This is a genomic window from Cupriavidus sp. DF5525 (assembly GCF_040149425.2).
Classification (GTDB): domain Bacteria; phylum Pseudomonadota; class Gammaproteobacteria; order Burkholderiales; family Burkholderiaceae; genus Cupriavidus; species Cupriavidus pickettii_A.
In genome coordinates, this window is the sequence record NZ_CP168266.1 from 1,607,065 (window position 1) to 1,632,896 (window position 25,832).

General features: G+C 62.0%; 23 protein-coding genes. 10 read left to right on the forward strand and 13 right to left on the reverse strand.

The genetic code is table 11. The annotated features are described in order from the left end of the window. Positions 1-103: 103 nt before the first annotated feature. A complete protein-coding gene (gene senA / locus ABNX08_RS28555; RefSeq protein ID WP_022539068.1) occupies positions 104-1,303 on the reverse strand; it encodes a selenoneine synthase SenA in 1,200 nt (399 codons plus the stop codon). Here senA and senB point away from each other — a divergent pair. The 5 genes from senB to phnE all read left to right on the forward strand — a co-directional run bounded on the left by senB (position 1,302) and on the right by phnE (position 5,798). Then, positions 1,302-2,318: a selenoneine biosynthesis selenosugar synthase SenB gene (gene senB, locus ABNX08_RS28560; protein WP_022539069.1), complete on the forward strand. Its 1,017-nt coding sequence runs from the start codon at positions 1,302-1,304 to the stop codon at positions 2,316-2,318. The two genes, senA and senB, sit on opposite strands and share 2 nt — an antisense overlap. A 212-nt stretch (positions 2,319-2,530) precedes the next feature. Then, on the forward strand, positions 2,531-3,355 hold the full coding sequence (locus tag ABNX08_RS28565; protein ID WP_022539070.1) for a putative selenate ABC transporter substrate-binding protein: 825 nt from the start codon (positions 2,531-2,533) through the stop codon (positions 3,353-3,355). Next, positions 3,352-4,179 (forward strand): ATP-binding cassette domain-containing protein, encoded by an 828-nt coding sequence (locus tag ABNX08_RS28570; RefSeq protein WP_349607012.1) that lies wholly within the window; start codon positions 3,352-3,354, stop codon positions 4,177-4,179. Before ABNX08_RS28565 ends, ABNX08_RS28570 begins: the two co-directional genes overlap by 4 nt. Further along, positions 4,176-4,997, forward strand: coding sequence for an ABC transporter permease (locus ABNX08_RS28575; protein WP_022539072.1), 822 nt, complete (start codon positions 4,176-4,178; stop codon positions 4,995-4,997). The genes ABNX08_RS28570 and ABNX08_RS28575 overlap by 4 nt, the downstream gene beginning before the upstream one ends. A gap of 3 nt (positions 4,998-5,000) precedes the next feature. After that, positions 5,001-5,798 (forward strand): phosphonate ABC transporter, permease protein PhnE, encoded by a 798-nt coding sequence (gene phnE, locus ABNX08_RS28580; protein ID WP_022539073.1) that lies wholly within the window; start codon positions 5,001-5,003, stop codon positions 5,796-5,798. A 56-nt stretch (positions 5,799-5,854) separates the two neighbouring features. Here the strand turns inward: phnE and ABNX08_RS28585 are convergent, their stop codons facing one another. Both ABNX08_RS28585 and ABNX08_RS28590 read right to left on the reverse strand, forming a co-directional pair. Next, complete coding sequence (locus tag ABNX08_RS28585) at positions 5,855-6,520, reverse strand: response regulator transcription factor (protein WP_022539074.1); 666 nt, start codon at positions 6,518-6,520, stop codon at positions 5,855-5,857. Beyond that, positions 6,501-8,171 carry an MASE1 domain-containing protein gene (locus tag ABNX08_RS28590; RefSeq protein WP_022539075.1) on the reverse strand — a complete coding sequence of 557 codons (1,671 nt, stop codon included), beginning with the start codon at positions 8,169-8,171 and terminating at the stop codon, positions 6,501-6,503. Before ABNX08_RS28590 ends, ABNX08_RS28585 begins: the two co-directional genes overlap by 20 nt. Before the next feature lie 488 nt (positions 8,172-8,659). Between ABNX08_RS28590 and ABNX08_RS28595 the strand changes: the two genes are divergently transcribed. Next, a complete protein-coding gene (locus ABNX08_RS28595; protein WP_022539076.1) occupies positions 8,660-8,878 on the forward strand; it encodes a hypothetical protein in 219 nt (72 codons plus the stop codon). A 252-nt stretch (positions 8,879-9,130) separates the two neighbouring features. Here the strand turns inward: ABNX08_RS28595 and ABNX08_RS28600 are convergent, their stop codons facing one another. The 5 genes from ABNX08_RS28600 to ABNX08_RS28620 are packed head-to-tail and all read right to left on the reverse strand — an operon-like array spanning position 9,131 to position 13,258. After that, a complete protein-coding gene (locus tag ABNX08_RS28600; RefSeq protein WP_349607010.1) occupies positions 9,131-9,667 on the reverse strand; it encodes a DUF1404 family protein in 537 nt (178 codons plus the stop codon). Positions 9,668-9,707: 40 nt separating this feature from the next. Further along, positions 9,708-10,355, reverse strand: a complete 648-nt coding sequence (locus tag ABNX08_RS28605) for an SCO family protein (protein ID WP_022539078.1) — start codon at positions 10,353-10,355, stop codon at positions 9,708-9,710. Continuing rightward, positions 10,352-10,966: a cytochrome c gene (locus tag ABNX08_RS28610; RefSeq protein ID WP_022539079.1), complete on the reverse strand. Its 615-nt coding sequence runs from the start codon at positions 10,964-10,966 to the stop codon at positions 10,352-10,354. The genes ABNX08_RS28605 and ABNX08_RS28610 overlap by 4 nt, the downstream gene beginning before the upstream one ends. A 13-nt stretch (positions 10,967-10,979) precedes the next feature. Further along, entirely contained in the window at positions 10,980-11,627 is a 648-nt protein-coding gene (locus tag ABNX08_RS28615) for a cbb3-type cytochrome c oxidase subunit II (RefSeq protein ID WP_022539080.1), read from the reverse strand. A gap of 2 nt (positions 11,628-11,629) precedes the next feature. Beyond that, positions 11,630-13,258 (reverse strand): cbb3-type cytochrome c oxidase subunit I, encoded by a 1,629-nt coding sequence (locus ABNX08_RS28620; protein WP_022539081.1) that lies wholly within the window; start codon positions 13,256-13,258, stop codon positions 11,630-11,632. A gap of 286 nt (positions 13,259-13,544) precedes the next feature. On the opposite strand from ABNX08_RS28620, the gene ABNX08_RS28625 reads away from it, so the two are divergent. Further along, positions 13,545-14,963 carry a PLP-dependent aminotransferase family protein gene (locus ABNX08_RS28625; protein ID WP_022539083.1) on the forward strand — a complete coding sequence of 473 codons (1,419 nt, stop codon included), beginning with the start codon at positions 13,545-13,547 and terminating at the stop codon, positions 14,961-14,963. Between the two features lie 212 nt (positions 14,964-15,175). Next, entirely contained in the window at positions 15,176-16,102 is a 927-nt protein-coding gene (gene dapA / locus ABNX08_RS28630; RefSeq protein WP_022539084.1) for a 4-hydroxy-tetrahydrodipicolinate synthase, read from the forward strand. A 543-nt stretch (positions 16,103-16,645) separates the two neighbouring features. Here the strand turns inward: dapA and ABNX08_RS28635 are convergent. The 3 genes from ABNX08_RS28635 to ABNX08_RS28645 form a co-directional block, all read right to left on the reverse strand. Continuing rightward, positions 16,646-18,388, reverse strand: coding sequence for an IS1634 family transposase (locus ABNX08_RS28635; protein WP_022539086.1), 1,743 nt, complete (start codon positions 18,386-18,388; stop codon positions 16,646-16,648). 303 nt (positions 18,389-18,691) lie between these two features. After that, complete coding sequence (locus tag ABNX08_RS28640) at positions 18,692-19,747, reverse strand: 3-keto-5-aminohexanoate cleavage protein (protein ID WP_022539087.1); 1,056 nt, start codon at positions 19,745-19,747, stop codon at positions 18,692-18,694. 458 nt (positions 19,748-20,205) lie between these two features. Beyond that, on the reverse strand, positions 20,206-21,255 hold the full coding sequence (locus ABNX08_RS28645; protein WP_022539089.1) for an AraC family transcriptional regulator: 1,050 nt from the start codon (positions 21,253-21,255) through the stop codon (positions 20,206-20,208). 127 nt (positions 21,256-21,382) lie between these two features. Here ABNX08_RS28645 and ABNX08_RS28650 point away from each other — a divergent pair, with 127 nt between their 5' ends. Both ABNX08_RS28650 and ABNX08_RS28655 read left to right on the forward strand, forming a co-directional pair. Further along, positions 21,383-22,294: a TauD/TfdA family dioxygenase gene (locus ABNX08_RS28650; RefSeq protein WP_022539090.1), complete on the forward strand. Its 912-nt coding sequence runs from the start codon at positions 21,383-21,385 to the stop codon at positions 22,292-22,294. Between the two features lie 9 nt (positions 22,295-22,303). Continuing rightward, on the forward strand, positions 22,304-22,864 hold the full coding sequence (locus ABNX08_RS28655; protein ID WP_022539091.1) for an alpha/beta hydrolase: 561 nt from the start codon (positions 22,304-22,306) through the stop codon (positions 22,862-22,864). 526 nt (positions 22,865-23,390) lie between these two features. Here ABNX08_RS28655 and ABNX08_RS28660 read toward each other — a convergent pair. Continuing rightward, complete coding sequence (locus ABNX08_RS28660) at positions 23,391-24,539, reverse strand: IS110 family transposase (RefSeq protein WP_022539092.1); 1,149 nt, start codon at positions 24,537-24,539, stop codon at positions 23,391-23,393. A gap of 176 nt (positions 24,540-24,715) precedes the next feature. Further along, entirely contained in the window at positions 24,716-25,711 is a 996-nt protein-coding gene (locus ABNX08_RS28665) for a tripartite tricarboxylate transporter substrate binding protein (RefSeq protein WP_022539093.1), read from the reverse strand. Between the last annotated feature and the right edge of the window lie 121 nt (positions 25,712-25,832).

Consider the following 25,832-nt stretch of genomic DNA (forward strand, 5'->3'; position numbering starts at 1 on the left):
TGGGACCGAAAGCGGCACCGACTCCAGTCTTAAGCTCCGTACGCTGGCTCTTGCCGATGGCCCATCGCTTCGCCTGCGTCCATCGTCGACGCGTAACCGGCCGTCAATCGCTGCACCGGAATCCGACAAACATGTCACTGCGGTGCGGCAGGTAGAAATTCCGGTAACGGGGATGCTGCATGCGGGCATGCGTGGCGAACGATCCGCCGCGCACCGCGCGATGCGTGCGGAACCAGGGCGCGGAGTACTCCTGGTAGGGGTCTGCCGAGAAACCCGCAAAAGGCAGGAACGGATCGGCCGTCCATTCCCACACCGCCCCACCCCATTCGATCAGGCCGCGGCTCGCCGCATACTCCCATTCAGCTTCCGTGGGCAGGCGCTTGCCGGCCCACCGGCAATAGGCCTGCGCTTCATAGGCGTTGACATGGCAGACCGGCAGGTCGAGGGGAAGCGGCACCCACTGCCCGAACCAGCGCGATTCCCATTGCCCCGGCACGTCGCGCGCCGCCTGGCGCCACCGTGCCGGATGCGCCAGCCCGCTCTGCTGCCGCCACGCCAGACCTTCATCCGACCACCAGCGCCGGTCGCGATAGCCGCCCGCGGCCACGAATTCGGCGAATGCCGCGTTGCTGACGCATTGGCGGTCGATACGAGCGGGCGCGATACGGACCGGGTGCCCCCACTTCTCATTGTCAAACACGAACCCGCTGTCCCCCGACGCCCCCATCAGGAAGGCATCGTCGGCGATCGCCACATCGCCGCCGCCGGGCGCGAGCGAAGGCATCGCCAGCGGAGCATGCAGCGGATAGTCAAGCGTCTGGCGCATGTAGGTCAGCGCCTCGGCGTGCATGTCCTCGTGGAACAAGGCGAGACGGCAAAAATAGAGCGCCTCGTCGGTGTCGTCAGTGGCGGCAAGCCTGTTGCGCACGCCATCGAGCACCGCGCCCACGTAGTCGCGTATCTCTGCGAGCTGAGGCAGGTCCAGATGCCAGCGGTCCTGGTGGGCAACGCGCATGGAATCGAACCAGCGGTCCGCGTCGGCCAGCAAGGAGGGGAGCCTGGCAGCGAATCGCCCTCCCTGGCCGGCGCGCGGATCGCGCAGGATCCAGTGCTCCGTGAACCAGGCGATATGGGCATACTCCCATAATGGCGGGTTGATCCCCGGATCGTAGCGAACCCGCCATTGGGACGGCGACAAATCCTGCAGGATGGCCCACGTGCGTCGATGCGCTTCGACGAACGCCTCATCCAGCCCGAACTTGTTTATGCTTCTCGCAGCAAGCCCTTCAGCCCTCATCGCCATGCACCCTCCAAAGGCCACCGTGGCAATTATCAGTCCGGCACTCCGGAAAGCCAATAATGGCAACTGGCAGACCGCCAGCCGCTGGTCCCGCTTTTTGCGCGCCGACTACGGTGTCGTGCTGGCCGCGGAGTGGCCGTCGGACGGCGAGCGCGGCGCCCTGCCCGACTGCATGATCGCCTTGCACGCCCGGCGGTCGGCGGACAGTATTTCAAGGTTTGCCGCGGCCTGCCCGGATCGGCCGCTGGTGGCGGTGCTGACCGGAACCGACCTCTATCGCGACATCCACTGTGACGAATCCGCCCGGCGCTCCCTCGATCTCGCGACCCACCTGGTGGTGCTGCAGGATGAAGGGCTAGCCGAACTGCCTCCCCGGCATCGCGCCAAGTGCCGTGTGATTTACCAGTCGGCCCCGGCATACGTGCCGGGCACATCCGGTGGTGGCAGCACCTTCGATATCGTACTGGTAGGCCACATGCGGGCGGAAAAGGACCCTCTGACCCCCATGCGGGCGCTGGAACTGCTTCCCGACGATTCGCGCGTGCGGCTCATCCACATAGGCGGCGCCCTTGACGATGCGTACGTGCAGGCGGCGCAGGCTCTGCAAGCGCGCGCCTGGCCAGCGGTGCAGCGCTACGTCTGGCTGGCCAGACTGCCGCATGCCGAGACGCGCCGGCGCATCCGGCAAGCACAGGCGATGGTGATCTCTAGCGTGATGGAAGGCGGCGCCAACGTCATCGCCGAGGCCGTAACCAGCGGTGTGCCGGTGCTGGCCAGCCGCATCCCGGGAAATATCGGCATGCTGGGCTGCGACTATGAGGGTTATTTCCCCGCGGGAGACGCCCGGCAGCTGGCGCTCCTGCTCGAGCGGGTCAGCCGGGATGCCGGCTTTCTGGCCCGCCTGCGGGAGCAAGTTGCGCACCGGGCGCCGCTGTTCGCACCGACGCGGGAACAGGCGGAAGTGACTAAACTTGTCGCCGACGCCCTGAAACAAGCACAAGCCGCATCCCCGCCGTGAACCAGGCAACGAATGGCGGAGGTTGCGGACCCCGGTGTGCTGTCGGAGATCCTCATGAATTCAAGGCAAATTGAGGTACTTCCCGGCCCCGTCATCGCTGCTGGTCGGTATCGCGGCCAGCGATGAAAGGCCGTCCCCACCATTGCCGTGCCAACCCTGGATCCTTCTCCACCATGTTCCCTGTTCTCTCGCGCACCCTGAGGCGCCTTTCCATGCTTGGCCTGCTGGGCCTGGCCGGTCTTGCCAGCGCCCAGCCGGTGCTCAAGGTGTCGGCCATCCCCGATGAGTCACCGACCGAATTGCAGCGCAAGTTCGCGCCGCTGGGCAAATACCTGGAGAAGGAGACTGGCATGAAGGTGGAGTTCGTGCCGGTCACGGACTACGCTGCCGTGGTGGAGTCGCTGGCAACCGGCAAGATCGACATGGCCTGGCTGGGCGGTTTTACCTACGTGCAGAGCAAGATCCGCACGAATGGGGCGACCATCCCCATCGTCCAGCGGCAGGAAGATGCCGCCTTCACCAGTAAATTCATCACCGCCGACAAGACGATCAGGTCCCTGGCGGACCTGAAGGGCCGCACCTTCGCCTTCGGTTCGCCGTCCTCGACTTCCGGCCACCTGATGCCGCGGCATTTCCTGTTGCAGGCCGGCATCAATCCGGACAAGGACTTCAAGACCGTCGCCTATTCAGGCGCCCACGATGCGACGGTCGCCTTCGTCCAGGCCGGCCGGGCCGACGCCGGCGTCCTCAATGCCTCGGTCTGGGACAAGCTGGTGGAGCAGAAAAAGGTAGATCCCGACAAGGTCAGGGTGTTCGCCGTCACGCCGCCCTATTACGACTACAACTGGACCGTACGCGGCGGTCTCGATCCGGCCCTGCGCAAGAAGCTGACCGAGGCCTTCCTCCGGCTTGACCCGGGCAACCCCGAACAGCGGGAGATCATGGCATTGCAGCGGACGTCTAAATACATCACCACCCGGCCGGAGAACTACGCGGGCATCGAGTCCGCGGCGCGTGGCGCGGGCCTGATCAAGTGAGCTTCCGCATCGAGACCGCGAGCATCCGCTACGCCAACGGACAGCGCGCGCTCAGCCAGCTGACGCTCGCCGGGGGCCGCGGCGAACGCATCGCCGTCATCGGCCCATCGGGGGCCGGCAAGACTTCCTTGCTGCGTTTGCTGGCAACGGCCCTGCGGCCAAGCGAGGGCCGCGTCGAGGTGTTGGAGCAAAGCCCCTGGGCGCTGTCCGCCGGACACCTGCGGCGCTTGCGCTGCAGTATCGGCATGGTGCACCAGGCGCCGCCAATGCCACCACGGCAGCGCGTCGTCACCGCCATTCTGGCCGGCCGCCTCGGCGTCTGGCCAGCATGGAAGTCGATGCTGTCCCTGGCCTACCCGGCTGATCTTGCCGGCGCCACCGAACAGCTCGCCCGCCTCGATCTGGCCGACCGCCTGTTCGACCGTTGCGATCAACTGTCCGGGGGCCAGCTCCAGCGGGTAGGCGTCGCTCGCGTGCTATACCAGCGCCCGGAGCTGATCCTGGCGGACGAACCCGTCGCGGCCATGGACCCTGCGCTGGCCAACCTGACCTTGGGCGAGCTGAGCAAGGAAGCGGCGACGCGGACAGCGACGCTGGTCGCCAGCCTGCACGCAGTGGATCTGGCCTTGCGCTGGTTTCCGCGCATCGTGGGGCTCAGGGCAGGCGCGATCGCCTTCGACCTGCCGGCCGAACGCGTCACCGATGCCCTGCTGCGGGAGCTTTATGCCTCCGAAAGCGAGTCGCCGCCGGTGCAGGGCCGCGAGCCGCTGCTCATGGCCGCCGGATCGGCTGGCGGCGACCGGCCCAAATCGGCGTGCCGATGAGCGCCCACCCGCGCGATCCGCAGGCGCTGCGCCGGGCGAGCGGCCTGGTCGTTGCGCTGCTTTTGCTGTGGCCCTTGCTGAGGCTTTCCCAGTTCGATCCGTCGGCGCTGTTCGAGGCCGGCAACCTGAAGGTGATGGGGAGCTTTTTGCGCAACTTTCTCCCCCCTGAGGTTTCGGCCGAGTTTCTCGGCTACGTGGTCAAGGCCACGCTGGAGACACTGGCGATCGCCACGGCGGGAATTGCCCTCGCCTTCGTCGTTGCCACGCCGCTGGCCGTAGCGATGACGAACAGCCTGTCGATCTCCCGCATCGGACCCGGCCCCGCCCGCAAGCAGCGCATGGCATTGCGCATCGGCGTGCGCGCCCTTGTGCTCCTGCTGCGCGGAGTGCCCGAACTGGTCTGGGCCCTGCTCTTCGTGCGCGCCCTGGGCCTGGGGCCAGCGGCCGGCGTGTTGGCACTTGCCATCACCTATGGCGGCATGCTGGCCAAGGTCTATGCGGAAATCCTCGAGTCCGGCGACCGGCGCGCGGTGGACGCGCTGCTCGGCGGTGGCAGCGGGCGCGTGGTGGCGCTGCTCTATGGGCTGCTGCCGAATGCGGCGCAGGAGCTGGTTTCCTACACGGTCTATCGCTGGGAGTGCGCGATCCGGGCTTCGGTGGTGATGGGCTTCGTCGGCGCCGGTGGGCTCGGCCAATTGATGGACCAGGCGATGAAACTGCTCAATGGCGGTGAAGCCGCGACCATCCTGCTTGTCTTCCTGCTGCTGGTCCTGCTGGCGGACGCGATCAGCGCCCGGCTGCGCAAACTGCTGGCGTAAATCATGGCAGACAAGACCAAGGCCGCCCAGCTCTGCTTGAGCTGCCTGTTCACCCTCCTCGCCGTGGCACTGGTAGTGTCGGCCAGTTTCGCTTATCTCTCGCTCAATCTTGGCCGGCTCTTCTCCATGGACGCGGCCGGCGAGATGCTGCGCTTCCTGCAATCCTTCTTCCCCCCCGACCTGTCGGCCGGCCTTCTTGCAAGGACCGCGAGGGGCATGCTCGAAACGCTTGCAATGTCTGCCGTGGGCACCTTGTGCGCGGCGGTCCTTGGCCTGGTCCTGGCCTTACCTGCCTCCGGCCGTCATGGCGCTGCGCTGAAGGCGCTGTCGCGGCTGGCACTGAACCTGTTGCGCTCGGTGCCCGAGCTCGTGTGGGCGGTCCTCACCGTACTGGCTGTGGGCCTCGGACCATTTGCCGGCACCCTTGCCCTGGCCTTGCACACCGCCGGCGTGCTTGGCCGCCTGTTCGCCGAAGCACTGGAGAATGCCCCGGCCGCACCGGCACAGGCGCTGCTGGCAACCGGGGCGTCCCCCGCCCTCGCCTTCCTGTATGGCACGCTCCCCTGCGTCCAGCCGCAGTTCCTGGCCTACACCCTGTATCGGTGGGAGACAAATATCCGCATGGCCGCGATCCTGGGCTTCGTCGGCGCCGGCGGGCTTGGGCAGATGCTGTACTTCGAACTCTCGCTCTTTCACCTGGCGCAGGCCTGCACGGTCATCATCGCCATGCTCGTCCTTGCGGCACTGGTCGACGCCGCCAGCGCATTCATGCGCCGCGATCGGGTCATGGTTCACGCCTGACCGCGGTGCCCGGCCAGAGAGTTTCCAGGCGATTGCCTGATCCGGTGGACCCCGCCCTATTGGCTCTCGAGCCACTGAATGGCGAAGCGCATCAGTTCCTTGCCGTTAGGAATATCCAGCTTTTCCTTGATGTTGGCCTGATGTGCCTCGACGGTTTTGACGCTCCGATTCAGTTTCCCGGCGATCTCGCGGGTGCTGAAGCCGAGTCCGATCAGGTGCAGGACCTCGAACTCCCGTTCCGAAAGGCTCGCGATCGAGCCCGTCGCAATTTTTTTGGGAACCGTCAGAGCCCGCGCCAACCTCTCATGCATTGCGGCGCTCAGGTAAATATTACCGGCCAGCACCTCGCGGATCGCGTTCAAGATATGCTCCGTGGCCTCCAGTTTCATCAGATACCCGTTTGCTCCTGCCCGCAGTGCGCGCTCGGCAAACAAGGTTTCGTCATGCATGCTGAGGACGAGGATTGCCAGCGTTGGATAGTGTTGCCGCAGCGTCTTGACAAGATCCAGGCCGGAGTTCGAGTGCAGGCTGAGGTCCACAATGGCCAGGTCAGGCTGGCAGGCCACCGCCGCCATGGCTTCTTCGGCACTGGCGGCCGCACAGCAGACGTGCAGATCCTCATGCTGATTCAGCAAGTGGGTTAACCCCTCCCGGATAATGGGGTGGTCATCCACGATCAGGATCTGGGTCGCACGGCCCAGGCTAGATGGCTTCCCTTTCATTGCCCGGACTCTCCGGTATCGGATAGCTGATGGCAACCGTGGTGCCACCCAAAGCATTGCGGGTGACCGTGCAAGAGCCGCCCAGAAGGCTCGCCCGGTGACGCAGGTTGTGAAGTCCCAGTCCCGAGGCACGCTCCATTTGCTCCGGGTCGACCCCCACCCCGTCGTCACTGATGGAAAGCCTCTGCATTCCGCCATCGCGCTCCAGGTCGATCCAGATGTGGCGGCCCTGGCTATACTTCAGCGCGTTATTGACGGCTTCCTGTGCCGCACGGTAGAGGTTGATCTGCATCGGCGGATCCAGTAAGTCCACATCTGACTCGATGCGAAGCGCGCATTCGATGCCATTCAGCGAGCGGGTCGTCTGTGCCAGCCCTTGCAGGGCGACCGTAAGGCCACCAGATTCCATGGCGACCGGGTCCAGGCCATGGGCAATCTTGCGCGTCATCTGGGACGCCTGCTTCACCAGTTCGACGATGGTAGCCGCCTCCGCGGCGGCCGGGTGGCAATGCTCCTGTAGTTCCTGATTCAAGGTGGTGCAGTAGAAGCCAAGGCTGGTGAGGTGCTGCCCGAGGCCGTCATGCAGTTCCCGGCCAATGAGTCTCTGCTGCCGATCGCCGATTCGGATCAGCTCTCCTTCCAGCCGACGACGTCGCGCCATCTCCTGCTTCAGTTCATTGTTGGCGCGCTCCAGTTCCTGGGTTCGCTCTTGCACGCGCCGTTCCAACTCGACGTGGGAGGCGAGCAGGAGGCTATGGAAGCGCTTTCCCTGAGCATGTGCCGCTACCAGCAACAGTCCGGTAACTGCCACGACATTGGCGAAGGCGCACCATCTCACGAGGCTATCCACCGGAGATTCGGCGGCAAAGGGACCGGTGCCGTTCGCGGTGCCCCAGATGGCCACGATTGAGACCAGCAAGGTTGAGAGGCAGGTGCCCAAGTGATCGAAGCGGAGAGCCGCCCAGATCGTGAACGGAAAAATCGCGAGGGCTGCCGGATAGTAGCCGTGCCCGGCAAGTTCGGTGGCGCCGAAGATAAGGTAACTCACCCAGAAGATCGCAACGGTCAGTCCGCACGCTTCCACGGCCTGCTTTGCGGAGCGGATCGGGCTCGGATACTTGAGCAAGATGAGCAGCGGCGGGGCCACCACGAGCACCCCCATCATGTCACCGAGCCACCATTTTAGAAGAGCTGCGCCGTACCCGCTGACTGGCACCAGGCCCGCTCCTACGAGGGCGCTCGCACCGATCAGCGCACTCACTGCCGTGCTGACCGTCGCAGCCAGGATGATGAAGGCAATCACGTCGTTGATGCGATCCAGGGTGATTTGGAATCGGGCTACCCGCTTCAACAATAACGAAGCCGTCAAGGCTGCAGCCGTTGCCCCGAGGCCAATCACCGCAGCCACCGGTAGCGGCACGCCCACCGACACGTTTGCCAAAACGGAGCCGATGGCAATTCCGGGGGCAACTGCGAAGCCCATGACAAGCAGTGCAACGAGGGCGATGCCGCTGGAAGGCCACACCAGGGACACTGCACCGCCCACTACCGCATAGGCAAGTCCCAGCTTTGCACCTGCGAAATACGCCAATGCGACCAATGCAGTGTTAACGAAGAGGCTGAGCCTCGAGTTTCGCGTAATGATTACCATTGCTCGCTTCGAATCCTGGGGACAGCCCGTGGCACATCAGGTCTTTTTCTCGTTAGCCGCAATGACAATACTCTTGCGATAGTTAGTATCCGACGCACCTGTGGCAAATCACGTATTTGCACCAAATTCCTGCCAGGCGAAGTGCTGCGAAACCAAGGTGCCGCAAGACTACTATGAATCTACTTCAGAACTCCCCTGTGCGGTAAGCGTAGCCAGGTGGATTCGGTGAGCTATACCGTCCGGGTTCGACGCGAGATTCCGTATTAGCGCCGGGTTTCGGGTATTCGTCCAGGATCCGGGGCAGCCCAACAGGGCGGAGTCCGCCCCGCCATCGAATAGGGCAATCCCCTAGCCTCTTTTCGGACCAGCCCCTTATACATGCGCTTGCCGTCAGGGCATACATTGAAGTGGTACAAAGTTGCGGCGCACAAACTGGCGCGGAAAGAATTCGTCTCGGGTTCTTGCAACCACCTTAGGAGGTGAGAAAAATGGTAAGAACGTTCTTACTGCTCGCTGCGGCGGGTGCGGCGCTTAGCGCCGGGGTGGCCTATGCCGGCATCGGGGCGCGAGATGTCTACACCGACGGCGCCAGCGTGATGGGGCCGCGAGATCCATATACCGATGGGGGAAAGACCACCAAGTTTGACGTCTATTCAGATGGTGCGAGAGTCACGGATAGGCGAGACGGGTTCACCGATGGCGCATGAATCACCAACCGCGATGGACTGGTTGACGTCAGTATGTCAGTAAGTAAGCAACTACAGAAGGGTCCCCAATAGAACACAGTGGTCGGGCGTACAGGGTACCCGGCCACAAACCAGCACCTCCCCCGAGTAACAGCCTCGGGGGATTCTTTTTTTTGCAGCGACTCGTTAGCTCCCGAGCCACGCTGTTGCATAACTGAAACAGATAGTGCAGAGCGCCAAGCCACCTGCCCGCAGGTGGCTTTTCCTTCAAAGCTAAGGCGCCTCCTCGAATTGGCGGGGGCGCCACTGGAACGCCTTGAACAGCCAAGCCATCAGGACAGCGGCGGCAAGTGCCATCATGGCTAAGCCGGCCGACTCCTGCTGGTTGGAAAGATAGACACTACAGAGCTGCTCAGGCGTCGACTGGTATAGCAAGCCCGCGACAAATGTCATCCACGCCCAGTTAAGCACAAAGAACGCCTGCACGATGATGCCGGCACTACGCCACGATAGCCCGCCAAGCACGCCGGCCAGGACCATACTGCCAACCTTGCCCATGCCGGCACTCGGACTGAGCACCGCACTGTCTAATGCCACGGGTAGCATCCAATAGCCCAGAATCAACGCTGAGCCGGCAAGACCCGGAATCCCGAACGCATTCCAGCGCTCCAACGCATGGCGCATTGGTGCCCGGCATAGGACTGCGGCATGAAACCCGACTGCAAACAATAGTGGCAACTCTATCGCCATGTGCCGCGCCATCGATGCTTCCAGCCATGGGCGCAGTAGCGCGGCGGCGCTGAGCATCATGCCAGGCAACCACGGCAGAAGCCGGACATACATAGCGTGGTCACCCTTTGAGTGCGGAGGCAATCTCGGCCAGGGCGAGATCCGGTCGGGCAACATCGTAGGCACGGACAAGGTGTCCGCTCGCATCCACGAGGAATAGCGCAGTATTGTGGGAGTAACCTCCAAGCCCGTCGGGCAGGACAACGATGCCAAACTCACGCAACGCTGACTTGATCTCGGCCGGATCCGTGACAGTGGCAAAGCGCCAGTTTGGGGCATCGGCCTGCATTCTGCGCGCGGCAGCGGCCAGCACAGCCTGCGTGTCCCGCCTTGGATCAAAGCTCAGCGTGAGGAGCCTGACCCGGTCATCAAGCCCTCTCGCCTTCAGCTGCTGCTGCAGGTAGGAGAACTCGGCCAGCGTCGAGCGGCAGACAGTCTGGCACTCAATGTAGACCCATAGGACAAGCGTGAGCTGTCGGCCTCCCCTGTCGAGCGCTGATAAGCTGAAGGTTGAGCCTTCCTGGTCGACCAGCTTCACGGGAGGCAACTCCCGCGGGGCGCGGGCAATCTCGATTCGGCGAAGTCCGTCACTGGTGACAGCCGAAAAGCCGGCCGTCGTCGCCCAGTACGCAGCGATACCCAGAACAATTACCGCGAGCAGCGCGACGATCGTTCCCGACAACCCGGGCTTCGAGATCGCCTGGTTCACCTGGCGTCACCCTGCCCGCCTTTACCAGCGACGAAGGCTCGCAGCTCGGCCGCCCCGTTCCATTGGGCCTTCTGGTCAGCCGATAGCTGCCGCGCAGCCGCCAACGCATCGGGCTCGACCGCTGGAGCGCTATTGCCCCAATTCGACCGGACGTAGCTCAGGACCGCAGCGAGCTCATTATCCGCGAGTTGCGCGCCGAACGCCGGCATCGAGCCGCTATAGGTCTTGCCCAGGACTTCAATTTCACCGGTCATCCCGTGCAGGACGAGCTGTACCAACGGCCCGGGGTCCCCGGTGACCCATGGCGAGCCTGCCAGCGGCGGAAAGACGCCGGGCAAGCCCTGCCCGCCGGCCTGGTGGCAGGCTTGGCAGTTGGCGGCATACACCTGTGCGCCATCGACACGACCAGTCGACTTGCCTCCCGTTCCGACAAGTGCCGACGCAGGCCGCTGGTCACCTAACGCGCTGCTCTCATCGGGACGAGCGATGAGAATATAGCCGACAGCCCACAAGACCATGCCGCAAACCAGGCCCAATACCACGCGTGGCACCGGATTGTATTGCTCATGCGGATCGGAATGCTCGCCGCGGCGGATATCTTCAGACGTCATTGCATAACCTCTTTCACTTCGCGTGCTCCGAACTGGCCGCAGGGGGCTTTATCCTGGTTGCATTCGCAGCATCCTCCGGCGTGAGCACCGCGTATGTGTGGTTCAGGGATTGCAGATACGCAACCAGGTCCATGGCCTCAGGACGAGCGACTACCACCTTGTCATATGGCGCAACGCCTGGCGGCAAGGACACCACTCGCTCACCCTTCGCGACCGCAGACTCGTCCTTGACCTCGAACAGGAAGGGATAGGCCGGCATGATGCTTTCCGGCACATACGCCCTCGGCTGAAACAAATGCCCGAGATGCCAGTCGGCGCTGGGTTGCCTGGCGCCAATGTTGAACAGGTCAGGCCCCGTACGCATCGTGCCAAGGAGCGGGGGATCGTCGTAGTGATAGTCTGCCGCTACCGAGGGGCGCCCCCAGCCTCGCCTGGCATCAGCGCGGCCGGCGCCTGTGCTGCTGGGCTGCTGCGTATGGCAGGCGATGCAACCGTTCGCCATATAGACTTCCCTACCACGCAGTTCGGCACTGGTATAAGGCTTCAGGTCCTTAGGAGCAGGCACATCCTTCAGTTGCAGGAACGGTGTCACCACCATCGCCGCGGTAGCGAGCGACAGCGTCACCATTGCCCCGCCCACCAGTTTCAGTTCGTTTTCCATTTCTATGCTGCCGAATGCAGGGGTTTCTGCTCGTTCTGCGTGAAGACACCGGACGGAAGCGCGAACAAGACCATATGCGTGGCAAACACGAGGTGTCCGAGCGTCATTAACGCACCACCAATCGAGCGGCCGTATAGCCACGGCAGCGTGACCGTCACCGATTCGAGGAACGGCTGGTCCGGATTCAACAGCGACAGCCCCTGCAGGACGCCGCCGATGCTTAGCGTAACCATGTAGACGGTGAACCCGGCCACCACGAGCCAAAAATGCAACGCAATCAGCCTGGGATGCGGCCAGCGGGTATCCAGGATCCGCGGCAGTGCGAAATAGACACCACCAAAGATAACCATCGAGACGAACCCGTACATACCCAGGTGGGCGTGGGCCACTGTGAAATGGGTGAAATGCGTTATGGCATTTAGACTCCGCAGCGCCTCGAAACTGCCCTGCAACGAGGCCAACGTGTACATAATCGCGCCAAAGACGATGAAACGCAGGGTTGGCGAATGGCGCAGCGCCCCGAAGTTCCCCTTCAATGTCAGGTGCTGGTTCAAGGAGAAGGAGACCACCGGGATGATCATCATCACACTCTGCACAATGGACAGGGTGATGAGCCACTCAGGAACCGGGCCGCCAATCAGATGATGGGCGCCCACCTGACCATAGAAGAATGCAAGGGTCCAGAAACCGAGTAGTGACAAGTTGTAGGATTGGACTGGCTTGCCAATGACCTTTGGCAACAGGTAGTAAATGGTTGCGAGAGACAGCGGCGTATAGAAGAGGCCAAGCACGTTATGGCCAAACCACCAATTCATCGTCGCCTGCTCTACCCCGAAGTGGACACCTGGGATCTTGGCCACGATATAGAGAACGGGGAACCAAAAGAGGGCCGCTCCCATATACCAGACCGAAACGTAGAGATGATGTACGTTCCGGCGTTGCAGCATGAAAACCAGCGGAAGGCCAATCATCATTCCACCGACCGCAAACAAGCCACCGATCTGCCATGGGATTTCCAGCCACTCCATCCCGGCGCTCAGACCTGCAGCAATGGCACCAAGGCCCGCCACCACCCCGGCATTCCAGACAATCGCGCCAAAGATCGCAAAGCGCCCGCCAACCAGGGGCGTACGCAGCAAGCGCGGCATCATCCAGATAGCGAGGCCAAGCAGCCCCATCGGCGCCCATCCGTAAGCCACGGCATTCAGGTGAATGGTGCGCAGGCGCCCGAACGTCATCCATGCGCTGTCTGTAAGCAGGTCAGGCCAGTGAAGCTTCATCGAGCTGAGCAGACCAGCTGCAGACGCGACAATTAGCCACACCACCGAGGACATCAACATGATGAACGCTGGAAAGGCGCTCGACCGATCCGCGCTCTCGCGCAACGCCAGGTCTTCCCTGGAAACCCCGGTCGTTGCATGATCGCGGCGTCCCACATTGCGCTCGAGGGCATCATGCTGTGCCGGATCGGCAGCGGGTTCCTCGGGAACGCCAATCTCATTGGCCGAGAAGATGACTTTCGCCGCGTTGGTGTCAAGATCAAACAGGCCGCGCCGCAGTGACCATATGAAGGAAAAGAGGCCCACGATCGATAGAACGAAAGTGGCCAATAGCAAACCTGTGGGATTCATGAACTTCTACGCTCTCTGCCAGGACGAATGTCAGCCGTTTGTCGGCGGACGGTACGCGGCTATGCTATGCGGTCATTTCACCGGGCGAAAGACGCAGATGCGGGAAAAAAGAGCGGAGCAGATTCACGGATCGCAATCGCTGGCATGGGGCTTTCATGGCGGCCCGATGAGGACGACCGGATCCGGTTCCTGCAAGACGCGCATGAGCATCTGATACGCTGCACACACGTCAAACGCCACTCCGGCAGTCTTCCGCACATACAGCATACGAATTCAGATGAGCAGCATGAAGCGATATGAAACCCTTGCGTCCGACATTGCGGAGTCCATCCGCAAGGGTGTTCTCAGGCCCGGCGACCGGCTACCGTCCGTCCGGCACTGTAGTGAAAGTCGTGGAATCAGCCAGTCGACTGTCTTTCAGGCTTACTACCGGCTGGAGGCGCAGGGGCTCGTTCGTGCCCGGCATCGTTCCGGGTATTTCGTCGCCGCAGGAGACACAGCGATTCCTCCGGAACCTGAGACCGCGCCGCGACCGCTTGAAGAGGCGGTGTCCCCGGATGTAAGCGAACGTGTCTTTGAGGTCATGGAGTCCAGCTTGGCAAGAGATCTCGTGCCCTTTGGCTCGGCGTTTCCCAGCCCACTGCACTTTCCAATGACGCGGCTAGGCCAGGTCTTCGCCTCCAGCGTACAGAAACTGGACCCATGGAGCAGCGTTGATGACCTGACGCCTGGGAGCGCACGCCTTCGCCGTCAGATTGCGCTTCGTTATCTGGCAGATGGCCTGCAGATTCATACCAACGACATCGTCATCACCAACGGCGCGCTGGAAGCGCTCAATCTGTGCCTGAGTGCGGTAACCCGCCCTGGCGACGCCGTTGTCGTGGAGTCCCCCACGTTCTCTCCGGCCTTGCAGGCGCTGGGGCGCCTGGGCCTTCATGCCATCGAAGTCACAACACATCCACGCGAAGGCGTCGATCTCGACGCCTTGCAGCAAGCCCTGGAGCGGCACAGACCTAAGGCTTGCTGGCTCATGACAAACTTCCAGAATCCGCTCGGCAGCCTCATGCCAGACGAAAAGAAGCGCGCATTGGTCGAGTTGCTCACGCGATATGGCGTCCCGCTCATTGAAGATGACGTGTTCGGCGAACTGTACTTCGGCGCCAACCGCCCCAAGCCGGCCAAGGCATTCGACACGGCCGGCATCGTGATGCACTGCTCGTCCTTCTCCAAATGCCTGGCACCGGGATACCGCATCGGTTGGACCGCTCCCGGCAAGTTTGCACGCAAGGTTGCGCGCCTTAAGCTGGTGACAACGTTGGCTTCATCCGCGCCAGCCCAGGAGGCCATCGGTTCCTATCTCGAAAAAGGGGGATTCGACAAACACCTCCGGCGCCTTCGTGAGACTTTGAGCACTCAGCAAAGCTGCTTCGTGCAGGCTATCAGCGAGCATTTTCCGGCAGGGACAAAAGCAACTCGCCCGGCTGGGGGGTACCTGCTGTGGGTCGAGCTCCCCCGACACGTTGATGCCCTTGATATCCACCGCCAAGCGCTGTCGCTAGGGATCAGCACAGCACCAGGTCCCATCTTTTCCGCCAAGCAGGAATTCTGCAACTGCTTGCGACTGAACTACGGGCATACATGGGATGCTCGTTCCGAAAAGGCCCTCATCACCCTTGGACGACTGATAGCCGCCTACGGTCATTAAGCCAGGAGTACCAGTTGGCGATCAAACCGCCATACCAGTTTCCCGCACGCGACAGAGGGGCTGAACTGCGTCGCGCCAAATCGTTTGATTTTGCCGAAGCGCCCCTCTGATATGCAATTTCGGCGATCGCCTGATCCTGTTCTCTGCCGGACTTCCAGCGTACGCTGAACATTCAATGGGCGTGTGTCCAATCTCACGCCTGGAGGAAAATCATGAACGCTCGCGCTGACGATCCCATGCTCAATCGCAGTCACATCACAGGCAGCATCCCTGCGTTAGTTACGCCGATGAAGGACAACGGGATGCTGGACATTCCCAGGCTTCGAGCCCTGGTTGACTGGCATGTCAACGAAGGTACATCGGCATTGGTCGTCATGGGGTCAACAGGTGAGTCAGCGACCCTCGACATGGATGAGCACTGCACGACGATACGTGAAGTGGTTACATACGCTGCGGGGCGATTGCCCGTCATCGCAGGCACCGGCGCAAACTCGACCAGCGAAGCTCTTGCTCTGACCAGGTATGCAAAGAGCGCGGGAGCCAGCGCCGCCCTCTCGGTTACCCCCTACTACAACAAACCGACACAAGAGGGACTCTTCCAGCATTACCGCAAGCTCGCGGAGAATGTTGAAATTCCACTCATCATGTACAACGTGCCAGGTCGCACCGGCGTTGATTTGGCCGAGGATACGATTCGGCGGCTTGCCGAGGTTCCAGGAATCGTAGGGCTTAAGGACGCCACCGGAGATGTCGCTCGCTGCGCCAGACTCATTCATACGTTGCCTGAGACCTTCTCCGTGTATAGCGGCGACGATGAGACTGCGGCTGCGCTGATCTTGCTCGGGGCAAGGGGAAATATTTCCGTTACTGCCAACGTCGTTCCCCGCTTGATGCGGGAGCTCTGTGATGCCGCCATGAACGGAGACGTAGCCATGGTGAGGCTCATCTCCAGGAAGATCTACCTCCTGAATCAAGCCATGTTTGTCCAGTCAAATCCGATTCCCGTGAAGTGGGCGCTAGCCAGGATGGGTCGAATCGAGGGAGCGTTGCGCCTGCCCTTGACTCCGCTTGGCACTGAATGGGAGCCAGTCCTCTCTCGTGCGCTGGCTCATGCTGGTGTAGAGCTTCGCGCGGGGTAAGCCCCCGTGTCGCCTGCTGCGACGGTCTGGAGAGCAAGGCCTCTCAGGGACCAGCCTACGCGACGTCGCCCCATCACGCTCCCCAACGAGAAGCATGCTCTGCCAACCCACCCAAGCCGGCTCCGCGTCTGACGACATGTGGTCTGCCATTGCCGAACTATCGAGTGAGCAGTTGCATACCATTGTCGATATATCTCTCACTCCACCCAACCCTCTGACAGATCTTGCCTCATTCAGAGACCACGTTCTCGGTATCTTCGAGAACGTCGCAGGCTTCGAGTCAACGCCGCCTCCGGAATCCATCATGAATAAGCTCTGGACAACATATCGGCGCACACCAGTCGTGCGCTCTGGCCCCACACCAGCGAGGTAAAAGGACGCAAAAAGGCCGCGTGAACCGCTGGCCAGGAACTGCACGAAACGACGGCTAGGTCAGCCTCCGGCTTTGGCTAGCTCTGCGATTCGTTGGCTAACCCGAACTTTGAGCTGGCGGCGCGCATAATGCTTGGATTTCTCACGGTTATGTGCGCGCGAGCGAGTCGATTACTGGGTACAGGCGACGGGGCTGACGTTGAGCAGGCGGAAGGCCTTTTCTTGAACTGGGGTCGGCCGCGTGATCATGACGATCTTTGCTTGCGGGTTGAGGGGTGTGTGACAGACGTTGTACGCGAGCGTGGCCAGATCATCGAGCAACGTGCGGAAGCTGTGCACCGGCAAGCCGTCCTCGCCAAGCCTGGTGGCGTCCTTGGCTTTCGCCTGGTCCGAGCGTCGTGCCTTGGCCACTGGCGAGGGCCGGGCCGTACGCGCGAGCTCGACGTATTCATCGTCGAACAGCATCGGCTTTAACTTCTCGCGCATGTGCCACTCGATGTAGTAGGCAAGCATGCACAGAAAGACGTGAGCGCGCACGCGCGCGGCGTTCCAATGGAATATGGGACGCACCTGCAGATCGACCGTCTTGAGCGAACGGAAGGCCCGCTCCACCACCGCCAGACCCTTGTAGGCCGTCACGGCCGCCTCAGCCGGCAAGTCCGTTGCCGGCAGGCTCGTACGCACCACGTAAAGGCCATCGAGTGCGGCCTCCTGCTGAATCTGTTCGGCCTTGCGTTCCCACGTGAAGCTCGAGTCGGTGATGTTCAACTCGAAGTGCTTGCCCATCCTGAAGTGATCGATGACGCGGCCTACGCGCAGGGCAATCTCCTCGGTGCCCTTGAGGCGATTGCGGGCACGCGTGGTCGCGTCGGTGATCTTCATCAACTCGGCTTCGGTGGCCTGCAGCAGCGCCTCGCGTTTGCGGCTGCGCTCCTCGGCCAGTAGCGGATTGCGACACACGATGAGCCGCTCGCCGGGGAACGCCTCGCTGGTCACCTCTAGCAGGTTGCGCTCATCGAATAGCGAGGGCTGGAAGGGGCCCTTCTCCCGGGCAAGTGCGGCCATCTGCGGCGCGCGCAGGCTGCTCACCCAGTCCAGGCCAGCCGGGCGCAATACCGTGTCGATGCGCGCCTGCGTGAGCATGCCCCGGTCGCCCACCCACGCGAGCTTCTCGATGCCATAGCGGTTCTTGAGCTTGTCCACCTGCGAGGCCACGGTAGCCGGATCGGCGGTGTTGCCGGCGAAGACTTCGACCGCCACCGGACAGCCCTCACGAGTGCAAACCAGACCGAACACGATCTGCGGGTCGTCGCGCTTGCCATCGCGACTGTAGCCGTGGGCGGCAAGCTCGCAGCAGCGTCCCGTCACCCACGTGGAAGTGAGGTCATAGAGCACCAGCGTACTGCCGCTCAGATGCTGCCTGGCAAGGCGCTTCTCGATGCCTTCCTGAGCTTCTCCCAGCCAGTCGAGCGCGGCATAGACCTGTTCGAGTTCGACGTCGCCCAACTTCAGCAGCCGCGACACCGAGTGGGTCGCGGTCTCGTCGCGCAACATGCGATGCGTGGCGAGCTTGGAAGCGGGTGACACCACCCGCGTCACCAGCAGTGCCATCACCACCGAGCGCAGCGCGGCCGGTGCCGAGGCAAACCACTGCTCGGCGCCGCAGGCGCGCGCCGCGCCAAGCACGGCGGCCACGTGTCCGTGTGGCAGGCTGCGCTCGATCACGAAGGCCTCATCGGCGCACGACACCGCGACGCCACCGCGTAGCAGCACCTTCAAGCCTTCGATGACCTCGGCGGGCAGCGACGAGAGATTGGCGAGGGTGCGCTTCTTGACCGTGTTGCCGTCGCGATAGGACTCGCGCAGCAGGATGGCGGGGGGCGAGTTGCGGTTCGGGACGTGTTCGATATACATGAACACTTATTCAAGCACAAAACTGCTGAACCGCAATAGATAAATACTAAGTTACATGGCTACATAATAGTCTCAAAAATAGCCGAAACCCAGCGTCGATGCGGGTTCCGGCTATTTGGGAAGTCAAAGTTCGGGCTAACCCCCAGGAGGGTAAGTCTGCTGGCTTTTGGATCATGACGGACTCCTTTGTCGAGAAATTGTCAGGAGTCCGGTCGAGGGGGGGAACTTCAACTTCAGCTTGAGTCCGTCTCCAGAAAATGCTGGACGACTCATAAACATATGATGTCAATTCCCCCATAGGCTTCAGGTCGGCTTGCGCAGGAATCCCTGGTTGCCACCGTTACGATTGGGCGCGAAGCCATTGCGCTGAAGCGTCTCTTCCACGGTGTCGTAGAAGACCCCGATCTGCATGATCTCTCGCGCCTGTTTCGCTGTCGCGATGGGACGACCAAATTCGCCGGAGATACGAACCAACTGCTTGATCTGCTCGACGGAAGACATCTTTCCCGTGCGGGTCTGGTTCCAGAGTACATCCTCGATACCGCACCGCACATGCAGGCCCAAAGCGATGCCGATCATATTCACGGGCAGCACATTCAGCACCGAACTCTCCACCGTAACCACCGCTCCGTCTGGCGCAGCACGCAGGAAGTTGGCCAGGTTGTAGATGTTCGCTTGATCCATGCCGCCGCTGATAGCCACCCAGTTCATCACCAGTGGCCCCTTGTAGACGCCGCGGCGAATCATCCGCTCGATCGTTTCAAAGCTATTGATGTTGTAGCACTGAAACTCACTTTGGATTCCGGCGGCCGTCAGGCGTCGAATGTGTTCCTCGGCCCAGCTGGGATTCGAGGGGACGATCATGTCCCTGTAGGTGGAATAGAGGTGCGGGAATCCCCGCGAAACGCCCTTGAAGTCATCAATACCAGCATGCTCTGTGACATTCATCTGCGTAGTGTTGACGGTCACCGTCACCTGGTCCGGCTTCGGATCGAGTTCGGCCAGCATATGCCGCGTGTCGTCGCTAAGCCATTTGGCGGCTTGGCCCTCTTCCGGCGCGAAGCTGATCGAGCCACCCACCTGGATGATCATTTCCGGCACGCGGGCGCGCACCCCGGCGATCAGCTCATTGAACATGGACAGGCGCTTGCTGCCCTTGCCGTCGGGTTCGCGCACGTGCAGATGCAGCACGGTGGCACCGGCTTCGTAGCAATCCACCGCCTTCTGGATCTGGTCCTCCATGGTGACAGGGATATCTTCCGGGAAATCTGAGGGAATCCAGCCCGGCGCATAGGGAGCGGCCGTAATGATCAGAGGCTGCTGGTTCTCGGGATACAGGTGGCCGTCAAGGAAGTTCATGAGGATGGATCTCCAAGTTGTAATGTGAATATTGAGAATGCCGAACTAGGAGTGAATCATCTGGCCTCGCACCAGTTCCCGCTTTACATTGGATGTCTCGAACTTAACTCTTCATGACAACAACGCACCCCTGTCCGTTGAGCCACCCGCAAGGCACATACCGCCCGTCAACCTGGAAGACGACTCACGCGAGCAAAATGGAAGGGAGGCACCTTCCCTTACCGACCCCTCGACGGTTGGGAGAGATAGGATGCGTTCAGGACGCGGGATGCCAGTTGTGGAGGCGCAGCTCGTCGATGGTGCTGTTCAAGTGGGCAGGCAGGCGGGTCAGCGCGTCGTTGAGGAACGCACACGAATCGCGCCCGCTGAGCTGGGCTGATTGCCCCAGGCTTATCACGACCGCAGCGCGCTGACCGGCCGGTTCGCATCCCGCGAACCCGTACACAACTTGGCTTCGCCTAGGGTAATGTTCTGCCCGCCCGCGGAGGTGTCGTCTGTCGGCGCACTGTTCCGCGTGTGTCCCGGCTTTCCTTGGGGCTGCAACCAAATTGCGCGTGATACCAGCGCGAGAATCCGCTCGGCGCGGAAAAACCGAGTAGGGTCGCCACCTCTGTCAACGGACGATCGGTCTCGATGACGTGACGCGCGGCGAGTTCCGTGCGGATATCGTTAACGACCGACGAGAAGGTCTGTCCCTCTTCTGCCAGCCGGCGCTGGACCGTGCGGCACACCATGCCCAGGTGTTCGGCCACCTGCTCGATGCTGCAACGCCCGCTGGGCAGCAGCAGCAGGACAATGCGCCGAACGTCCTCAAGCATTGTCGCCTGCTGCAACATGGTAGAGGCGTCTATCAACTGCTGCGCGTAGCGCGCCATGGCCGGATCGGCAGCCGGGTTGCGTGCATCGAGATCGGCCTTCGCGCAGATGATGCAGTTGAAGTCATAGTTGAACTCGACGCACGGGCCGAAAAACCGCTGGTGCACACTAAGGTCGCGTGGCGCCGGGTGCTCAAAGCATACACGCCCCGGCTCCCAGTCGGGCTTGTGGAGCTGGCGTATCAACCGCACCATTACGCCTAGCGCCAGTTCAACCCGTTGACGCGTGGGCTCATGTGCATTGCCGGCCATTACCACTTCGCGAATAATGACCAGGTCGCCGCACTCCTCGATCGCCAGCGACAGCGCACCGTTAAGCAACGCTTGATAGCGCATCAGCATCTGCAGCGAGTCGCGCAGCGTCGCCTGGTCGCGGATCAGCAGTCCTACCGGCCCAAGATTGGACAACAGGCGCGACTCGGCCATGCACAGCCCGAAACTCTCGTTGCCTGACATGATTGCGGACGCCTGAAGCAGTCGTCCGACACGCTCCACAGGAATCATGAGGTCCGGCTCGCGCAGCACGCTGGGACTTAACCCCGCGTCAAGGAGCATCCGCACCGGATCCAGTCCGGCGGCTCGGGCAACCTCGCTGTAGTTTGTGAGGGCCGCAGCGCGGACAAGTGACGACATGGGAAAATTGCGTAGAGCTTTGACACCGAATGATAAATGCCTGTCACGTATTGTCAAGCGGGAGCCATCTGCAACATCCAAACTCGCCAGGATCGATCAGCCTCATAGAACACAGGAGACAACGTTCATGAATCAACGCCTGAAGGCGGCACCCGCAGTGGTCCGCGCAGCATCTCTGAGCAGCTCGATCCGGGTCGAGCCCCTCACTTGCACCATCGGTGCAGAGCTCAGCAACGTCAACCTGGGGGCAGCTGCCGAGGACGACCAACAGATGGCAGAGATCCGGTCGCTGCTCCTGAAGCATCGTGTGCTGTTCTTCCGCGACCAGGACATCACGCGCGCGCAGCACGTGGCCTTTGCGAGCCACTTCGGCCAGCTGGAAGACCATCCAGTGGTGGGCAGCCACCCCGACTACCCGGGACTGGTTCAGATCTACAAGACTCCTGACAGTCCTCCCGAACGCAACGAGAATTCCTGGCATACCGATGCCACCTGGCGCGAAAAGCCTCCGCTGGGCTGCGTGCTGCGCTGTATCGAATGCCCGCCTGTGGGCGGCGACACAATGTGGGTCAACATGGTCGAGGCTTATAACCAGTTGCCCGAAGAGATCAAGACGAAGATCGCGTCCTTGCGTGCGCGCCACAGCATCGAGGCGAGCTTCGGCGCTGCGATGCCGATCGAAAAGCGTCTTGCACTGAAGGCTCAGTACCCCGACGCCGAGCACCCCGTGGTGCGCACCCATCCGGAAACCGGAGAGAAGGTGCTATTCGTCAACGGAAGTTTTACGACGCACTTCACCAATTACAACGTGCCGGCCAACGTGCGCTTCGGGCTGGACAAGGCGCCGGGTGCCAGCAATTTGCTTAGCTATCTGGTCAGCCAGGCCAACATCCCCGAATACCAGGTGCGTTTTCGCTGGAAGAAAAACAGTGTTGCGTTCTGGGACAACCGTTCAACCCAGCACTACGCGGTGATGGATTACCCCCCGTGCCACCGAAAGATGGAGCGCACCGCGATCATCGGTGACGCGCCTTACTGAAAGCTGGACATGACCTCTACGATACCTACCGTTCTCATCGTCCCTGGCCTGCGTGACCATGTACCGGAACACTGGCAGACCCTTCTTGCGTCGAAGCTGCCTTGCGTGGTCTCAGTCGCCCCGCTTGAGCAAGACAAGCTGAGCTGCGCTGCCCGGGTCGATGCGATCGATCGCGCTCTGGCCGACATCGAGGGGCAGGTCATCATCGTGGCGCACAGCGCAGGCGCGATGATGATCGCCCATTGGGCGGCCCGAGGCGTCACACGGAACATCGCCGGCGCACTGCTCGCTGCACCCGCGGACCTCGAGACGCCCATGCCCCCAGGCTACCCGACGACCGACACATTGCGCGACCACGGCTGGCTGCCGATCCCTCGCGGCAAATTGCCGTTTCCGAGCATCGTTGCGGCAAGCAGCAACGATCCTCTGACGCGTCTCGATCGCGCCCGTGAACTGGCCCAGGCGTGGGGAAGCCGCTTCGTCGAACTCGGCGAGGTCGGGCATCTGAATCCCGCTTCCGGCTATGGCGAGTGGCCGCGGGCGGAAGCGTTCATTCGCGAACTCTCGTGATCGACCCACGGCCGAGTGCCACCGGCCGGGAAAAACGACAGGGTCCTGCGGGAATTCCGGACGACAGGCCCCTACGGGCGACCCGGCCAGACGCAATGACCACGTTTCGTATGCTTACCTTACGGACGCGCCGCCCTCTCCATGCATCCGGTGCATGGCCGCTGATCTGATTTCCGCCAGAAGCCAGCTGGGAGGAAAGCCCGCCCCCCTCCCTTCTATGAGCACTGGTTTGTCAAGTTCCTTTGGAGCTAGCCGACCAAATCTTCCTACGTGCGGCGTAGTCTGAAGCCGTCTGTTGTGCGCGCGTCAGACGTGACGTCTGACCACCTTCTATCCGCCGGCGCTTGGCCAGCCTCATCCTGCATGCGCATTACGCCGGAATCATCAACCAGGAACATGCCCCATCTTGATAAATCGGTTGCATCAGCAACCCGGGAGGAGGACGGGCATGTTCACCTCAGACCGTTTGTGCTTGCGTAGTTGCCTGACCGGGCCGTTACCTCTTTCCTGCAAGCTTTTAGGAGGCCTACGCCGACTTCAGGCGTGCGCCATTGGGAATCTCACCGTCTTTCAGATAGCGCCACAGCGCAATAGCCAGTCGCCGTGCGACTGCAACGATCGCGATGCGCCGAGCCCGCCGGTTTGGTCCCGTGCTCTGGGTGCGCTCGTTGAACCAGCGCGTAAGTGCACTGTCGGGCTGGTAACGCAGCCAGCACCATGCCATCTCGACCAGTAACGCGCGCACTCGTCGGTTGCCCTGTTTGCTGATGCCCTGGTCGACCTGGCTCTCGCCGCTGTCGTAGGGCTGGGGCACCAGGCCCGTACAGGCCCCCACTTGGCGCCGGTTGCTGAACTCCCTCCAGAACAGTTCGAGCGCGAGGCGCGACGCGCCCACTTCGCCAATCCCTTTCAGGCGCGCCAGGTCATCGCGTCGCTGGCGCGCGGGGGCGGGCAGGCTTGCCTGTCGCGTTTTCTCCAGCTCCGCGAGTTGCTGCTGCGCCAGCGCGAGCCGTTCGCACTCACGCAGCAGCCGCCCGCGCATTTCGGGCGACAACGGCGCGCCGTCGTGACACTTCACCTCGTCACGGGCGAGCCGGCCGGCGAAGTGCTTGTGATCCACCTCATCCCAGCAGCCGAGCGTGGCCAGCAGTTTTCGCATCCGGTCGCAGTGCTGCAGCACTTCCTTCTGCAGTTGCCCGCGATCGCGCATCAGGTGCCGCGACGCTTCGTCCTGCGGCGATGGGACGTGAACCACGTGCATGCGGTCGCGCTCGCCACGTAGCCATGCGCGCAGGTTGATCACCAGCTTGATGGCATCGAGCCGGTCGGTCTTCGCGCGTCGCTTGTGGCGTTCGACGGGAATGCTGGCTGGATCGATGACGTAGCACTCGATGCCGCGCCCCTGAAGCGCACGACAGATCCAAAATCCGTCCTGGCCGGCCTCGTAGCTTACGACGACGCGCACACCTGCTGGCAGCGACCACTGGTCCTTGTGCTGTTCGATCAGGTCCAGCACCGCCTGCAGACGCGCTACGGCTTGCAGCTGCGCGACCGTATGCACCGCAGGCTGCTCGCGGTGCCCGTCGTGTAACGCGACCTTCCACTTCGCGGCCGCCAGTTCGAGCGAGACCGCCAACACGTCCTCGATACTCGTGTATGCCTGATCTGTACGCATGACGCTATCTCCTGTGAGCCAAGCACGACACGCTGATTCTAAGCAGGCTTGTCCCCCTGTCTCATAGGATCTCGATATGAGGAACTCGCCGGTTGGCCGATGCCGCATACGCTGACGGAGGATTGCGCAAAGCGCATCGGAGGTGCCGTGGCAAGTTCGCTCAAAGTATCTTCATATTATTCCGGCTGGTAGTTAATGGACTTCAGCAGCGCGGCCTGTTGCTGGTATGCCTGCTTCAGGTCCGCCATCATCTCTTCCGAGGTGGCGGCATCCCCCTGCTCCATGCCCATATCCTTGATGCGGTTCTGCACTCCGGGTTGCTTGAAATACGCCAGCGTCGCCTCGCGGATTTTTTGCTGGACTGCCGGAGCGACATCCGGGCGGGACCAGACGGCGAACCAGCCTGCTTGCGCCAACTGCGGGTAGCCGAGCTCCTTGAACGTAGGCACATCCGCCAATGCGGCAATCCGGTTTGGATAGGCCACCGCAATCGCCTTGATCTTTCCCGCCTTGATCAGCGGCAATGAGGTCGTCACCCCATCGAACATCAGCGGCACATGGCCGCCCATCAGGTCGTTCAATGCCGGAGGAGAGCCCTTGTAGCCAACATGCCGCATTGGCACATGGGTGAGTTGCCCGAGCAGTATGCCCGAGGTGTGGCCCTTCAATCCCGCAGCGTAAGAAGCGAAAACCAGCCCTTCCTTTTGCGATTTTCCGTAGTCCACCAACTGCTTCAGGTTGGAGACAGGCATATCCTTGTTGGCAACCAGCACCAACCCCGTGCGGCTGATCTGGGCCAGGGGCTTCAGGTCGGCAAAGGGCTTGTATTGGACCTTGTAGGCCAACGGAGCTTCGCTCACGACGCCGCCCTGGATGACCAGGAGGGTATGACCATCCTTGCCGGTGGACTGCAAATCGCTGATCGCCAGCGCCCCGGCGGCACCGGGCTTGTTTTCTACGATAACCGGCTTGCTCCATGTCTTCTGCAGGCCTTCCGCCAGCAGCCGCGCCAACGCGTCGGCGCTGCCGCCGGCAGGCCCCCCCACCACCAGGCGGATCGGCTTGCTTGGCCAATTCTCCTGGGCCTGAGCCACGGGCATCCCACCGACGACCCCAACACCGATCGCCAAGGCGTATCCGCGCCACCAGAAGTGATTGGTCTGCTTCTTCATGTCTGTACCTTATGATTGCTACGCTTTGCGTGTTTAGAAAGATTCATTGGTGGGCAGTTCGCGCACTTGTCTCTGCGCGCGGATGACATCGAGTCCAGCACCTCCGGCCCTTCAGTCTTTT

Excerpts from the sequence above, each read along its gene's own strand:
- ABNX08_RS28655 (WP_022539091.1), top strand. The coding sequence starts at position 22,304 with ATGACCTCTACGATACCTACCGTTCTCATCGTCCCTGGCCTGCGTGAC.
- ABNX08_RS28600 (WP_349607010.1), bottom strand. The coding sequence starts at position 9,667 with ATGATGCTCAGCGCCGCCGCGCTACTGCGCCCATGGCTGGAAGCATCG.
- ABNX08_RS28645 (WP_022539089.1), bottom strand. The coding sequence starts at position 21,255 with ATGTCGTCACTTGTCCGCGCTGCGGCCCTCACAAACTACAGCGAGGTT.
- senB (WP_022539069.1), top strand. The coding sequence starts at position 1,302 with ATGCACCCTCCAAAGGCCACCGTGGCAATTATCAGTCCGGCACTCCGG.
- ABNX08_RS28575 (WP_022539072.1), top strand. The coding sequence starts at position 4,176 with ATGAGCGCCCACCCGCGCGATCCGCAGGCGCTGCGCCGGGCGAGCGGC.
- ABNX08_RS28660 (WP_022539092.1), bottom strand. The coding sequence starts at position 24,539 with ATGCGTACAGATCAGGCATACACGAGTATCGAGGACGTGTTGGCGGTC.
- ABNX08_RS28665 (WP_022539093.1), bottom strand. The coding sequence starts at position 25,711 with ATGAAGAAGCAGACCAATCACTTCTGGTGGCGCGGATACGCCTTGGCG.
- senA (WP_022539068.1), bottom strand. The coding sequence starts at position 1,303 with ATGGCGATGAGGGCTGAAGGGCTTGCTGCGAGAAGCATAAACAAGTTC.
- ABNX08_RS28635 (WP_022539086.1), bottom strand. The coding sequence starts at position 18,388 with ATGTATATCGAACACGTCCCGAACCGCAACTCGCCCCCCGCCATCCTG.
- ABNX08_RS28590 (WP_022539075.1), bottom strand. The coding sequence starts at position 8,171 with ATGGTAATCATTACGCGAAACTCGAGGCTCAGCCTCTTCGTTAACACT.
- ABNX08_RS28615 (WP_022539080.1), bottom strand. The coding sequence starts at position 11,627 with ATGGAAAACGAACTGAAACTGGTGGGCGGGGCAATGGTGACGCTGTCG.
- dapA (WP_022539084.1), top strand. The coding sequence starts at position 15,176 with ATGAACGCTCGCGCTGACGATCCCATGCTCAATCGCAGTCACATCACA.
- ABNX08_RS28620 (WP_022539081.1), bottom strand. The coding sequence starts at position 13,258 with ATGAATCCCACAGGTTTGCTATTGGCCACTTTCGTTCTATCGATCGTG.
- ABNX08_RS28610 (WP_022539079.1), bottom strand. The coding sequence starts at position 10,966 with ATGACGTCTGAAGATATCCGCCGCGGCGAGCATTCCGATCCGCATGAG.
- ABNX08_RS28565 (WP_022539070.1), top strand. The coding sequence starts at position 2,531 with ATGCTTGGCCTGCTGGGCCTGGCCGGTCTTGCCAGCGCCCAGCCGGTG.
- ABNX08_RS28595 (WP_022539076.1), top strand. The coding sequence starts at position 8,660 with ATGGTAAGAACGTTCTTACTGCTCGCTGCGGCGGGTGCGGCGCTTAGC.
- phnE (WP_022539073.1), top strand. The coding sequence starts at position 5,001 with ATGGCAGACAAGACCAAGGCCGCCCAGCTCTGCTTGAGCTGCCTGTTC.
- ABNX08_RS28650 (WP_022539090.1), top strand. The coding sequence starts at position 21,383 with ATGAATCAACGCCTGAAGGCGGCACCCGCAGTGGTCCGCGCAGCATCT.
- ABNX08_RS28585 (WP_022539074.1), bottom strand. The coding sequence starts at position 6,520 with ATGAAAGGGAAGCCATCTAGCCTGGGCCGTGCGACCCAGATCCTGATC.
- ABNX08_RS28625 (WP_022539083.1), top strand. The coding sequence starts at position 13,545 with ATGAAGCGATATGAAACCCTTGCGTCCGACATTGCGGAGTCCATCCGC.
- ABNX08_RS28640 (WP_022539087.1), bottom strand. The coding sequence starts at position 19,747 with ATGAACTTCCTTGACGGCCACCTGTATCCCGAGAACCAGCAGCCTCTG.